This window comes from Streptomyces sp. NPDC050988 (assembly GCF_044456225.1).
GTDB lineage: Bacteria > Actinomycetota > Actinomycetes > Streptomycetales > Streptomycetaceae > Streptomyces.
Window position 1 is genome coordinate 169,132 of record NZ_JBITFQ010000009.1, and the last position, 13,084, is coordinate 182,215.

Sequence of the window (13,084 nt, forward strand, 5' to 3'; positions counted from 1 at the left end):
CGCCGGGCCCCGGGGCGGCCGGCCCCCCCCGCCCCCCCCCCCCCCCGCCCCCCCCCCCCCCCCCCCCCCCCCGCGCCCGCCCCCCCCCGCCCGCCCCGCCCCGCCCCCGGGCCCCCCCCCCCCCCCCCCCCCCCCCCCCCCCCCCCCCGACGTGTTCAACCTTCCCGGGCAGGACCCGAGTTACGCGGTGAAGCGGTGGCTGCCAGAGCCTGCCCGGTACACCACGCAGCCCTCCTCCGCGCGCAGGAACGTCGCGCGGGTGTGGGTGACCGCGTCCGGACCGTCGGCGGGGATCCACACCTCGGCGGTCGTGTTGGCGGGCACGGTGCACGCCAGGACGAAGCCGCCGGACCGCTGTTGCCACCGCGTCGAGATCGGACCGTGGACCGAGGTGAACGTGGCTCGTGCGGAGGTGACATCACCGCCCGGACGGGGACGGATGACGATCTCCCGGTAGCCCGGCCGGCCCGCCGAGATGCCGGCGATGTTCGTGTACATCCACTCCCCCACCGAGCCGTACGCGTAGTGGTTGAAAGAGTTCATGTCCGGTGTCTGGAAGTCGCCGTCGGGCTCGATGGAGTCCCAGCGTTCCCACATCGTGGTGGCGCCCTTGTCGATCTGGTAGCCCCAGCTGGGGAAGGAACGCTGCTGGAGCAGCCGGTAGGCGACATCGGTGTGCCCGGACTCGGTGAGGACGGGCAGCAGCCGGGGCGTACCGAGGAAGCCGGTCGACAGGTGCCAGTCCTTGGCCTCGATCAGCGCGACGAGCCGGTCGGCCGCCGCTTTCCGCAGGGCGTCCGGCAGCAGGTTCATCGACAGGGAGAGGACGTACGCCGTCTGCGTGTCGCCCTTCACCCTGCCGTCGGCGGTGACGTAGGCGTCCTGGAACGCTTTGCGGATGCGCTCGAAGAGGTCGCGGTAGGGGGCGGGGTCCTTGCCGAGTTCCTCGGCCGTCCGGGCCGCGAGGTCGGCGCTTTGCGCGAAGTACGCGGTGGCGATGACGTCCTTCGGCGTCTCGTCGGAGACGTTGAGCCAGTCGCCGTACCCGCTGGCCGGCCGCAGCAGGCCGGTGCTGTTCTTCTCCAGGTACTTCAACCAGGCCTGGATGGACGGCCAGGCGTCCTCCAGCACCTGCCGGTCGCCGTACGCCTGGTACAGGGACCAGGGGACCGTGACACCCGCGTCGCCCCATCCTGCGACGCCGTTGCCGACCGTCCCGACCATGGGCGCCACATCGGTGAAGGCACCCTCGGCGGTCTGTGCGTCACGCAGGTCCACGAGCCACTTGGTGAGGAAGCGGGCCGATTCCATGGTGTACGCGGCCGTCGGCGCGAACACGTTGATGTCACCCGTCCATCCCAGGCGTTCGTCGCGCGCGGGCGTGTCCGTCGGGATGGAGAGGAAATTGCCGCGCTGCCCCCAAGTGATGTTGCTGTGCAGCTTGTTGAGCATCGGGACGTTCGTCTCGAACTCGAAGGTGAAGGGCGCGGCCGTGTGCATGACGCGGCCGGTCATGGCCTTCGCCGAAGGAGTGCCCGGGAACCCGGTCACCTCCACATAGCGGAACCCGTGGAAGGTGAAGCGCGGCTCGTACGTCTCCTCGCCACGGCCTTTCAGGATGTACGTGTCGGTGGCCGCGGCGGTGCGCAGGTTCGCGGTGTAGAGGGTGCCGTCCGGGTTGAGGACCTCGGCGTGTCTCAGGCGCACGGTGGTTCCCGCGGGGCCCGCGACGCGCAGCCGGACCGAGCCGACCATGTTCTGGCCCAGGTCGAAGACGAAGACCCCCGGCTTGGGTTCCGTCACCTTCTTGACCGGGAGTTCCCTGGCCACGCGGACCGCGCCGTCCGCCTGAGCGACGATCAGGTCGGGAGCGGCCTCTCCCGCGGCGCGCACGGTGAGCCACGCCCGGTCGTCGAAGCCGGGCGAGGTCCAGCCGGCGGTCTCCTTGCGCGCGTCGTAGGTCTCGCCTCCCAGCAGGTCGGCGGAGGCGATCGGCCCGGGAGCGGCCCGCCATTGAGTGCCCGAGGTGATGCGCTCGCTCGTACCGTCGGCGTACTCGACCTCCAACTGCGCCAGCAGCGCCGGGCGTTCACCGTACTGGTGGGGCCCGAACATGCCGACATTGCCCGCGTACCAGCCCGGTGCCACGTAGGCGCCGATGGCGTTTGCGCCCTGCCGCACGAGGGTGGTGACGTCGTACGTCTGGTACTGGACGCGTTCGCGGTAGTCGGTCCAGCCGGGGGCGAGTTCATCGCGGCCCACGCGGCGGCCGTTGAGGTGCGCCTCGTACAGGCCGAGGGCCGTGGCGTACAGGCGTGCGCGTGACACCTTCTTGCGCGGCAGCCGGAACTCGTGCCGCAGTTGGTTGGCGGCGTAGACGACCGGAACGACCCTGCCCCACGGCCCGGCTCCCCAGGCGGCCGCCTTCTTCGCCGCCGGCCAGCCGCTGTCGTCGAAGCCGGCGTCGCGCCAGTCGTCGGCAGGCTCCTTGTCCGTCGACTTCCAGGAGGTGTCGGTGACGATCCTCTGTTCGCCGGCGGGCGTCCGGACGGTCAGGACGGCGACCAGACCGGCGGGTCCCACGGTGGCGTTGGCCGCCGAGACCGCGAGGACGTTCCCGCCGGAACGCACCTGGGCGAGTACGTCGACGACGGCCGGCCGGCGCCAGCCCTCGTGATCCGTCTCCAGGTCGGTGCGGGCCACCTCGGTGCCGTTCACGGAGACGGCGTACACGTTGTCGGCGGTGATGGCCAGGGTCGCCGCCGTGACTCCGGCCGGGAGGTCGAGGGCGCGACGGAACCAACGGGTGGCCGCCGGGGCGCTGTTGGCCGGTTCGCCTTCGGGGAACCAGATCCAGTCAGCGCCTTCGAGCGACGGCGCGTCAGTGAGGGCCGCGGGAGCGGAGATCCAGTCCGCGGACCACCGCGCGGCGCCCATGAGGCCTGTCTCCCACCAGGAGGGTGCGCTCCAGCCGGATGCCTCGCCGTCGCCGTCCCACACCCGGACCGACCAGAAGTAGCGTGTCCGCGGCTTGAGTTGAGGGCCCGCGTACGGGACGAGGGACGAATCGTCGGAGACGACCTTCCCGCTGTCCCAGACATCCGGGCGGGACAGGCGTGACTCGCTGGTGGCGACGCGGACCTGATAGGCGCTCTGTCGCGCACCCGGCTTCTCCGAGGCCATCGGCCAGCTCAAGCGGGGGTGTTGTGCGTCGAGGCCCAGGGGGTGCTGAACGTACTCGACGGTCGGCGCGGTGACGCGCAGGGCGCCGCGTTGCACGGACGCCCGAGCGGACGCGGACGCCGGAGCGGCGACGGCCGGCCCGGCTCCGGCGGCCACACCTGCCACCGTGGCCGCCGCGCTCGCCAGGATGTTCCTCCTACTTATCACTGTGGGCCCCTAACGCAGAATGATGAATCGATTCACGGCGTTGGACGTAGGTGAAGGTAGGTGCGTGCGAGACAAGGGTCAATGAGTGTGCAGGGATTTCTTGACGGACAGTCGGATTAGGGTGCGTCTTCGGCCCGGTGCGCAGCATCCACGGCTAGAGATGATTGAACGGTTTCAATCCCCAGGAACTAGGGGTCGCACACAGCCTGGGACGATGATGACGACGCGTACGCGACGGAACGATCAGGGCCGGGTACGGCCCTCCGAAGGAGTCCAGCTTGAGCGACACGACGACGGGCACCGCGGGCAGGCGGGTCTTCATCGACAAGCAGAGCCCCAAGGCCTATCACGCACTGGTCCAGGCCTCCGAAGCCGTCCGTACGACCGCCGCCGACGCGGGGCTTGACCGCATCCTCGTGGAGCTGATCAACCTCCGCGTGTCCCAGATCAACGGCTGCGCCTTCTGCCTCAATGTGCACACCAAGGCCGCCCTGCGCGCAGGCGAGACCACACAACGCCTGGGCGTACTGCCCGCTTGGCGTGACACCGAACTGTTCGCGCCACGGGAACGGGCCGCGCTCGCCCTGGCGGAGGCGACCACCGACATCGCGAACGCGACCGCCCAGGAGGACGCCTACGAGGGTGCCCGTCAGGTCCTGACCGAGGACGAGATATCCGCCGTGATCTGGGTGGCCCTCACCATCAACGCCTTCAACCGGGTCTCGATCATGAGCAAGCATCCGGTGCGCGGGCTCCCTCAGCGGTGACGGGTACGCGCTGGTCGGGGCCTGCGTCGACTCCGCCGGGCGCGGGCCCGGGGAACCGTCGCAGGCTCGATTCGAGGTCGTCCAGAGCCCGGCGCGCGTCCATGATCCGCTCGCGCAGTTCACGTCCGGCCTCCTCCCCCGTCACGGCGGGCGACGGCCCCGCCGGCCTGCGCGCCTCCTCCTCCAACAGCTCCTGCTCCCGCTCCAGTTCGCGGGCCTCGTCCAGCGAGCTGATGACGACTCCGATGAGGACGTTGACGAGAACGAAGGAGGCGAGCAGGACGTAGGAGGCGTAGTAGACGATGCTCCAGCGGGAGATCTCCAGACCGGCGCGGACCGCGTCACCGAGGCCGTCCAGGGTCATCAGGAGGAAGAGGGTGAGCACGGCGCGGCCGAGGGAGCCGAAGTGTCCGGGGTCGTTGTCGGCGAAGAAGACCCAGCCCACCATCGCGTAGACGTACAGCAGCAGCGCGCCGATGAGCAGGAAGCTGAAGGTGCCGGGCAGGCTGCGGCCGACGGCGACCAGGAAGACGCGCAGTTGGGGCAGGAACCGGGCCGTGCGCAGGACTCTGGCGAGGCGCAGCAGCCGCAGGATGGTGCCGTTCTCCCGGACTACGGGCAGGAACACGGAAACCACGACGGCCAGGTCGAAAAGGTTCCACGGGTCGCGGAAGAAGTCCCGCGGACGGTCGGCGTGCGCACAGACCCGCAGGAGTATCTCGACCGTGAAGGCCACCAGGAAGCTGTGCTCGACGAACTTGAGCACCTCCTGCCAACGGTGGACGACACCCGCGTACGTCTCGACGCCGAGCACGACCGCGTTGGCAAGGATCAGCCCGAACACGAGGATGGCGAACCAGCGGGCCTCGGTGAGGGCACGGCAGCGTTGGGCCAGGGCCTGACGCGTGGTTAAGCCCGTGGTTGTGTCGTCCGTCATCGCGCTTCCCGGTTCCCTGTTCTCAAGGCGTCATCCTCCGCCACCACGTCATCCGCGTGGCCTCGCAGAAGTGGATCTTAGAAGCCCCGTCGTGCCCGACCGAACCGGGCACAGGATGTCGGGTCCGGCAGGGTGGGTCGTTCCTAACGTTGGTGATCGAAAGGGAAGGAGACCGGGGTGCTGGAGCGGCTCAACCAGGCCATGGAGCACATCGAGTGCCACCTCGATCAGCGCATCGAGGTGTCCGAACTGGCGCGGATCGCGGTGACGTCGGAGTACCACTTCCGGCGGCTGTTCTCGGCGCTGGCGGGGATCCCGCTGTCGGAGTACATCCGGCGCAGACGCCTGACGATCGCGGGTGCCGAGGTGCTGGCCGGCGAACGGACACTCCTGGAGATCGCGGTGCGCTACGGCTACACCTCGGGGGAGGCGTTCGCACGTGCGTTCCGCACGATGCACGGCATCGGTCCCGGCGAAGCCAGGCGGGTCGGTGCGAGTCTGCAGTCCCAGCCACGGATGTCCTTCCGACTCGTCATCGAAGGGAGCAGCAGCATGCGATACAAGGTCGTGGAGAAGGAGGAATTCCGGGTGGTGGGCAAGAAGGCGCGTGTCCCCCTCGTGCACGAGGGGATGAACCCGGCGATCGCCGACTTCATCCGGGGCATCGGCAAGGAGACGATCCAGCGCATCGAGCAGCTGTCCGACCAGCAGCCGGAGGGCATCATCTCGGCGAGCGACAATCTGGACGACAGCCGCGCCGAGGGAACCGAACTCGACTACTACCACGGCGTGGTGACGCACGCCGCCGTGCCCGAGGACATGGACGCGCTCACCGTCCAGGCCGGAACCTGGGCCGTGTTCGAGAACTCCGGGCCGTTCCCGCAGGCGCTCCAGTACCTGTGGCGGGACGTGTTCACCCAGTGGTTCCCGTCCAATCCGTACCAGAGCCGGCCCGGGCCCGAGATCCTGCGGACCCGATTGTCGGAGGATGCCACGCACGCTGACGCGGAGCTGTGGATCCCCGTGGAGCGGACCGCGGTCTGAGAGCCGGCGCGCGGTCCGGGACGGGGGGCCGGGCCGCGCGCCGGCGCGCGGGGTGTTTCCGCAGGCGGCGAGTGCGATGCCGTACGCACGTTCCGGCGGATGCCGGAACGGCGGCTCCAAGGGTCTATCGTGTCGGCATGTCCGTCCCTGAACTGATCCGTATCGTCTCCCGCGACTCGCCCATGGCGCTGGCCCAGGTGAAGCGCGTCCAAGGCGAACTCGCCGCGCTCTACCCGCACTTGCGCACCGAAGTGGTACCCGTGAAGACGACCGGTGACAAGTGGATGGGCGATCTCGCCCAGGTCGAGGGCAAGGGGGCGTTCACCAAGGAGGTCGACGCCGCGCTCCTGGCCGGCGAGGCGGATCTGGCGGTGCACTGCGTCAAGGACGTGCCCGCCGACCGGCCGCTGCCGGCAGGCACCATGTTCGCCGCGTTCCTCAAGCGGGACGACATCCGCGACGCCCTCATCCACCCCGACGGTCTCACCCTCGACGAGCTCCCGGAAGGAACCCGGATCGGCACCTCCTCGGTGCGCCGCATCGCCCAGTTGGCCGCTTCTCACCCGCATCTTCAGTGCGTGCCGTTCCGCGGCAACGCCAACCGGCGGCTGGCCAAGCTCGCGGCCGGCGAGGCGGACGCGCTGCTGCTCGCGGTCTCCGGTCTGGAGCGCATCGACCGCACCGATGTGATCAGCGAGATCCTCTCCCCCGAGACGATGATGCCGCCGATCGGCGCGGGCATCCTCGCCCTGCAGTGCCGCGAGGGCGACACGACGGTCATCGACACCGTCAGCGCGCTCGGCGACCCCGACACCCACCGCGAGGCCACCGCGGAGCGCATGTTCCTCCACGTCCTCCAGGGCCACTGCAACTCCCCGATCGCCGGCTACGCCACAGCCGCACGGAACGGGGAACTCTCCCTTCGCGCCTGCGTGTTCACCCCGGACGGCAAGACCCAGCTCAACGCCCACGAGTGGGCCGGCCCTCTCGACCCGGCCACCCTCGGCACCTCCGTCGCCGTCGCCCTGCTGCGCCAGGGCGCCCGGGATCTGATCGACGGCATCGCCCACTGACGGTTCGGAGCGATCAGAGCGACTCGCCGGGCGCCAGATAGCGGTAGCCGCTGTCGGTCGACTCGGCGAGCCAGCCGTTCACGCTGCCGAGGCCGCGATCGTTGATCTGGGCGTCGTGTATCGGGAACGCCCGCCGCGGTTCGATCGCCTTGATGAAGCTGATGGCCTCCGCCATCTTCATCCACGATCCCTGGGCCGGGACCAGGAGCGTCTCGACCGGCTGCTCAGGGACGTGGAGCGAGTCACCGGGATGGTAGACGGCCTCCTCGACGATGTAGCCGAGGTTCGCGCAGTCCGGTTCGCCGTCGTAGATGAACGCGTGACGCCCGCCGACGGCTCGTACGCGGAAGTCGGCGGCGGTGAACTCGGTGCCGGAGGACACCCCGATGGTCCCCAGCCGTGGAATGTCCGCGTCGGCCGGGGCGTACACCGGCACGCCGAGCCCGGCCAGACGAAGGACATCGATGTGATCGGCGTGCTCGTGCGTCACCAGCACGGCATCCGCGCCGTCCAGGGCCGCCGGTTCGCTCCATATCCCGGGATCGATGACCAGCACCCGGCCGTCCTGTTCGAGCCGCACACATGCATGGGTGTACTTCGTGATCCGCATGGAGTCCCAACGCACGCCGTATGGCTGCTGGTTCCAGGGTTCGGGGTTCGGGGTTCGCGTAGGAACGGAGCAGGGAGTCGGCGTTACTGTCAGAAGTTTTGACAGTCCGTGACCCGAGCTGCTGAGGGAACGTGCGGCTGCCGAGATTTCCGGCATCGCCCCATCGCCGTACGACGATGCCGGGCACAGCAGGGCGCAGCCCGACGCCGCCGCTTCTCCCGGTTTGCGGGAGCGGCCAGGCCCCAGGGCCGGGGCGTGTCGTACGGCCGGGTGGACCGGGAGTGGGCCGTCATGGGGCAGGCGCCTGCCCGTGGCCCCATCCGATGGACCAGCGTGGTGCGGCGGCCTTCACCCCCCAACGCCCTTCGCATGACGCTGGACGGCCGTCAGCCTCGATGGCCTGCTCGGCCATCGAGGCTGCGGGACCGGCCGGTCATGCATCGTCCCCGTGCCGGTCTGGCAAGCCTCACCCCGGCCCTTTCGGACAGCTTCAGGGACCGACCAGCGCGGTGACGAGCTTGCGTGCCGCTGCCTTGGTCAGCCGCTCCAGCGCCAACAGTCCCCTCTCCACGGCGTGGGCGATCTGGTCACTATGCCGGGTTGCATGGCCTTGTTGGTGCGGAGGACCGGATGCGGTTCGATCGGCAGGCCCCGCTCTTCGGTCTGCGCAGAACTCGGGCACGCCGGGCGGCCGGTCCCACAGTGCCGGTCCCGATCGGCGGCCCGGCAGGCACTGCGTCAGTTGGGCTCTCTGCGTCGGATGCTGCGGGTGAGGCGTGGCTGGACCGGATGAGGGCTCTGCTGCTGCAGTGCCCGCGCCGGATCGTCGCTCTCGTTGCGGTGAACGGGGCGATCGGCTGGGCCGCGTTCGGTAGTTTGACGGAGCAGATGGGCTGGGCCGGGTCACTGCCACCGGCGTCGCGGTCGGCATGGTCGGGCCGTTCGGCCAGTTCGCCTCCCGCCGCCGGGGCACCACGTCACTGGGGCACCACGTCACCGCTGTATGTCACCGCCGCGCTGGGGCCGCTGCCGCCCGGATCAGCCGTCTACCGGGGGCTGCTCGGCTTCGCCCAGGGGCGCGTCGACGCCGGCCCGGCCGAGCTCAGTCGGGACGGCGCCCTGGCGCCGGCGCTCGCCGTCGACGTACACGCGGGACGCGAGCTCGCGCGGCTGTCGCAGCACCTCCCGGTATACGTGGGCCGGGCCGCGCGATGCCGCCCAGCGCACCCGCGGCCACTGACCCGTATTCGTCCCTTTATCCGGGGACACAAGCGCGACAGCAAACCCCAGGAAGCCACGAAAGGTACATTCCACCCCTATGGGAGGGTGCTGCTTCTCGGGCCCTCTGAGCATGAGCGAGGGGTCGGATGCCGGAAGACATGAAGCCTGAAGCGGATCCCGTGGCGCGTGAGCCGTCGCTGACGGACGCGCTGCCGATGGGCGTCCTCGTCGTGCTAGTCGCCGGTGCGCTGCTGCTGTTCGGCCTGGATGCCCTCGACGGGCCGCTGCAGGTCGCGCTGGTCCTGTGCGCGATGTCCGTCGCGCTGGTCGCCATGCCGCATGGGGTGCCGATGGCAGGCGGTGCAGAAGGTCGGCCAGGGAGCACTGGCGTCCATCACCAGTGCGGTGTTCATCCTCCTGGCCGTGGGGGCGCTCATCGGGGTATGGACCCAGTCCGGAACCATTCCGACCCTGGTGTACTACGGCATCCAGGTTCTGTCACCGAGCTGAGATTTCATCTCCGGCTCCGGCAACGCCGTCATCGAGTCGCTCAAAGGCGTCTGGAGTGCCAAGGCCAACGGCTTCTCCATCGACTCCGGCATCGGCGAGATGGACCAACTGCTGTCCCGTGGCGTCATGGACAGCATGCTGCTGATTCTGTGGCTGATCGTCGGCGCTGTGACCTTCGGCGCCCTTCTGGAGGAGTTCGGCCTGATCGGACGCCTGATCGACCCGATGGTCCGTTCGGCGAAGAGCACCGGCCGCCTGTATGTGACGGACTTCGTCCGCGCCTTCGGTCTGAACACAGTCGCCGGTGACCAGTACATCGCACTCGTCCTGCCGTCGAAAGTCTTCCGGATGGAGTTCGCCGAGCGAGGACTCGCGCCCACCAACCTGTCCCGGCTCGCGGCCGACAGCGGAACCGTCACCTCGCCACTCGTGCAGAACCCGGCACCGGCGCGGACCAGTCCACCCCTTCCATCTGACTCCGCATCCGTCCGCCGTACAGCCGTGCCACGAAGGGCCGTGACGTATGTCCGCAAGCGTTGAAGTGAAGTCCCCCGCGGTCAAGCTGTCGCTAATGACGTTGTCGGCGATGGTGGTCGGCTCGATGGTCGGGGCAGGAGTGTTCTCGCTGCCGAGCCGCTTCGCGCAGGAGACCGGTGTCGCGGGGGCGTTGATCGCGTGGGCGATCGCGGGTGCGGGCATGCTGATGCTGGCGTTCGTTTTCCAGTCGCTCGCGGTGCGCCGTCCGGACTTGGACGCCGGTGTGTACGCGTACGCGAAGGCCGGCTTCGGTGAGTACCTCGGCTTCTTTTCGGCCTTCGGCTATTGGGCGAGTGCCTGCGTCGGCAATGTGACGTACTGGGTGCTGATCATGTCGACGATCGGCGCCATCTGGCCCGCGCTCGGGGACGGGGACTCCTTCCTCGCGGTCGTCCTGTCCTCGATCGGGCTGTGGGCGTTCTTCCTGCTGATCAAGCGGGGGGTCAAGGAGGCCGCGGCCATCAACCGGATCGTCACCGTGGCCAAGCTCGTGCCGATCCTGGTGTTCATCGTCCTCGCGCTCTTCTACCTTGACACCGATGTGTTCGCGGACAACTGGGGCGGCGCGGACTACGCCGGTTCCCTGTTCGCACAGATTCGGGGCACGATGCTGGTCACGGTCTTCGTCTTCCTCGGTGTCGAGGGTGCCAGCGTCTACTCGCGGCACGCGAAGCGCCGCGAGGACGTGGGGCGGGCCACCGTCCTGGGGTTCCTGAGCGTCTTCGCGATCTTCGCCTCGGTCACGATCGTGTCGTACGGCATCATGCCGATGGGCGAGATCGCCGAGCTCCGGCAGCCCTCCATGGCAGGCGTCCTGGAGGCTGCGGTCGGCACTTGGGGCAAGGTGTTCGTCAGCGTCGGCCTGATCATCTCGGTCCTCGGCGCCTATTTGGCCTGGACCCTGATGGCCGCCGAGGTGCTGTACGTCGCCGCGAAGGACGACGACATGCCCCGCTTCCTGCGTCGTGCCACCCCGGACGACGTCCCCGTGCCTGCTCTGGTCATGAGCACCGTACTCGTTCAGCTGGTGCTGATCATCACGATGTTCTCCGACGACGCGTTCAACTTCGCGCTCGACCTGACCAGCGCATTGACCCTCATCCCGTTCCTGCTCGCCGCCGCGTTCGCACTGAAGATCTCGCTCGTGCCCGACCCCCTCGCCCAAGGAGAAAGCTCCGCGAGGACTCTCATCGTCGCTCTCCTCGCCACCCTCTACACGGCGTTTCTGCTGTACGCGGCCGGGCTCAGGTTCGTCCTCCTCTCGTTCATCGTCTACGCCCCGGCCACCATCCTGTTCGTCATGGCCCGACGCGAACAGGGGCGACGCCTGTTCTCGCTCGGCGAACTGGCCATCTGCGCCGTATCGATCGCCGGTGGCGCCATGGGCGTGATCGCTCTGGCCGCCGGCTGGATCAGGCTCTGAATCGGCAACCTCGCACCACGTATCTGCGACCCCTCGCCATCACCGGAAAGGGAAACACATGACCAGTGACAGTACGACTGCCAGCCCGCTGGGGGTCTACTCGGAGGTCGGCAGACTCCACAAGGTGCTGGTGTGCGCACCGGGACTGGCGCACCGCAGGCTCACTCCGACCAATGCCGACGACCTGCTCTTCGACGACGTGATGTGGGTGGAGAACGCCCAGCGCGACCACGCCGACTTCGTCAACAAGCTCACCTCCCGCGGGGTTGAGGTCGTCGAGTTGCATGACCTCCTTGCGCAGACCATGACGGTGCCGGGGGCGAGGGAGTGGCTGCTCGACCGCAAGATCGTGGCCAACGAGGCGGGTCTGGGACTGATCGACTCCACGCGAGCGTTCCTGGAAACACTTGAACCCCGTGCACTTGCCCAGTTCCTCATCGGAGGCCTGGCCACCGCCGACCTTCCGGACGAGTTCCGTCCCGGCTACGTCGCTCTGGCCCGTGAGTCGACCGGCATCCGCGAGTACCTGATGCCGCCACTGCCCAACACGCTCTATACCCGCGACACCACCTGCTGGCTCTACGGCGGCCTCACCCTCAACCCCCTCTACTGGCCCGCCCGCCACGACGAGACCCTGCTGATGAAGGCCGTCTACACCTTCCACCCCGACTTCAAGGACGCCACCGTGTGGTGGGGCGACCCTGAACAGAACTGGGGGCAGGCCACCTTCGAGGGCGGCGACATCATGCCCGTGGGTAACGGCGTCGTCCTCATGGGCATGAGTGAACGCACCTCCCGCCAGGCCATCACCCAGGTCGCCGCCGCCCTGTTCGAACAGGGCGCCGCCGAACACGTCGTCGTCGCCGGCATGCCCAAACTCCGCGCTGCCATGCACCTGGACACCGTCTTCACCTTCGCCGACCGCGACATCGTCACCCTCTACCCGCGCATCTTGGACGCCGTCCACACCTTCTCCCTGCGCCCCGGCAGTGGCACCGTCCCCGTCGACATCACCGACGAGGGCTCCGCCGCGTTCACCGACGTCGTCGCCGGCGCGCTCGGCCTGCCGAAGCTGCGGGTGATCGAGACGGGCGGCGACGTGTACGCCTCCGAACGCCAGCAGTGGGACAGCGGCAACAATGCCGTCGCCCTCGAACCCGGCGTCGTGTTCACCTACGACCGGAACACGCAGACCAACGCCCTGCTCCGCAAGGCGGGCGTCGAGGTGATCGAGATTGTCGGCGCCGAGCTCGGCCGCGGCCGCGGCGGCGGCCACTGCATGACCTGCCCCCTGATCCGCGAACCCGTCACCTTCTGACCCCTCAGTGCTGATCGCCCATCAGCCCCACGCCGCATCCACTGGTCAGCGCACGGCCTACGGCAGTTCCTCACCCGCTGCGAACCTGGCCGTGCCATCACCGTGCGCCATGGCTGCTCGACCGCGAGGCGCCGCCCACGTGGGGTTCTATCGGTGCGGGCGGGCGGACCTTCCACCCCCTGTCTCCCATCTCCGCCCGCCCGAAGTCGTGCAGGCGGTGGCAGTAGTGCCAGTGGCGGTCGTGCGGCGCCGGC

The 13,084-nt window shown here is 69.0% G+C and carries 10 protein-coding genes; 6 read left to right on the forward strand and 4 right to left on the reverse strand.

All coding sequences use genetic code 11. The features are described from left to right. Positions 1-180: 180 nt before the first annotated feature. Positions 181-3,390: an alpha-L-rhamnosidase gene (locus ACIBEI_RS21605; protein WP_398891100.1), complete on the reverse strand. Its 3,210-nt coding sequence runs from the start codon at positions 3,388-3,390 to the stop codon at positions 181-183. A gap of 278 nt (positions 3,391-3,668) precedes the next feature. Here ACIBEI_RS21605 and ACIBEI_RS21610 point away from each other — a divergent pair, with 278 nt between their 5' ends. Further along, positions 3,669-4,157: a carboxymuconolactone decarboxylase family protein gene (locus ACIBEI_RS21610; RefSeq protein WP_398891102.1), complete on the forward strand. Its 489-nt coding sequence runs from the start codon at positions 3,669-3,671 to the stop codon at positions 4,155-4,157. Here the strand turns inward: ACIBEI_RS21610 and ACIBEI_RS21615 are convergent. Continuing rightward, positions 4,117-5,094: an ion transporter gene (locus tag ACIBEI_RS21615; RefSeq protein ID WP_398891104.1), complete on the reverse strand. Its 978-nt coding sequence runs from the start codon at positions 5,092-5,094 to the stop codon at positions 4,117-4,119. The genes ACIBEI_RS21610 and ACIBEI_RS21615 overlap by 41 nt on opposite strands. A 177-nt stretch (positions 5,095-5,271) precedes the next feature. Between ACIBEI_RS21615 and ACIBEI_RS21620 the strand changes: the two genes are divergently transcribed. Both ACIBEI_RS21620 and hemC read left to right on the forward strand, forming a co-directional pair. Beyond that, positions 5,272-6,138, forward strand: coding sequence for a GyrI-like domain-containing protein (locus ACIBEI_RS21620; RefSeq protein WP_398891106.1), 867 nt, complete (start codon positions 5,272-5,274; stop codon positions 6,136-6,138). A 137-nt stretch (positions 6,139-6,275) separates the two neighbouring features. Beyond that, entirely contained in the window at positions 6,276-7,211 is a 936-nt protein-coding gene (hemC, locus tag ACIBEI_RS21625) for a hydroxymethylbilane synthase (protein ID WP_398891108.1), read from the forward strand. Positions 7,212-7,224: 13 nt separating this feature from the next. Here hemC and ACIBEI_RS21630 read toward each other — a convergent pair whose 3' ends face one another. Together ACIBEI_RS21630 and ACIBEI_RS21635 are read right to left on the reverse strand one after the other, a co-directional pair. Further along, positions 7,225-7,821 carry an MBL fold metallo-hydrolase gene (locus ACIBEI_RS21630; RefSeq protein WP_398891110.1) on the reverse strand — a complete coding sequence of 199 codons (597 nt, stop codon included), beginning with the start codon at positions 7,819-7,821 and terminating at the stop codon, positions 7,225-7,227. 1,454 nt (positions 7,822-9,275) lie between these two features. After that, positions 9,276-9,455 (reverse strand): hypothetical protein, encoded by a 180-nt coding sequence (locus ACIBEI_RS21635; protein ID WP_398891112.1) that lies wholly within the window; start codon positions 9,453-9,455, stop codon positions 9,276-9,278. A gap of 175 nt (positions 9,456-9,630) precedes the next feature. On the opposite strand from ACIBEI_RS21635, the gene ACIBEI_RS21640 reads away from it, so the two are divergent. The 3 genes from ACIBEI_RS21640 to ACIBEI_RS21650 are packed head-to-tail and all read left to right on the forward strand — an operon-like array spanning position 9,631 to position 12,830. Then, a complete protein-coding gene (locus ACIBEI_RS21640; protein ID WP_398891410.1) occupies positions 9,631-10,092 on the forward strand; it encodes a Na+/H+ antiporter NhaC family protein in 462 nt (153 codons plus the stop codon). Beyond that, positions 10,076-11,512: a basic amino acid/polyamine antiporter gene (locus ACIBEI_RS21645; protein WP_398891114.1), complete on the forward strand. Its 1,437-nt coding sequence runs from the start codon at positions 10,076-10,078 to the stop codon at positions 11,510-11,512. Before ACIBEI_RS21640 ends, ACIBEI_RS21645 begins: the two co-directional genes overlap by 17 nt. A 58-nt stretch (positions 11,513-11,570) precedes the next feature. Then, positions 11,571-12,830: an arginine deiminase gene (locus tag ACIBEI_RS21650; RefSeq protein ID WP_398891116.1), complete on the forward strand. Its 1,260-nt coding sequence runs from the start codon at positions 11,571-11,573 to the stop codon at positions 12,828-12,830. The last annotated feature ends 254 nt before the right edge of the window (positions 12,831-13,084 follow it).

Bases quoted from the DNA above. Each gene is read 5' to 3' on its own strand.
- ACIBEI_RS21615 (WP_398891104.1), bottom strand. From the start codon at position 5,094: ATGACGGACGACACAACCACGGGCTTAACCACGCGTCAGGCCCTGGCC.
- hemC (WP_398891108.1), top strand. From the start codon at position 6,276: ATGTCCGTCCCTGAACTGATCCGTATCGTCTCCCGCGACTCGCCCATG.
- ACIBEI_RS21630 (WP_398891110.1), bottom strand. From the start codon at position 7,821: ATGCGGATCACGAAGTACACCCATGCATGTGTGCGGCTCGAACAGGAC.
- ACIBEI_RS21635 (WP_398891112.1), bottom strand. From the start codon at position 9,455: ATGAACACCGCACTGGTGATGGACGCCAGTGCTCCCTGGCCGACCTTC.
- ACIBEI_RS21645 (WP_398891114.1), top strand. From the start codon at position 10,076: ATGTCCGCAAGCGTTGAAGTGAAGTCCCCCGCGGTCAAGCTGTCGCTA.
- ACIBEI_RS21650 (WP_398891116.1), top strand. From the start codon at position 11,571: ATGACCAGTGACAGTACGACTGCCAGCCCGCTGGGGGTCTACTCGGAG.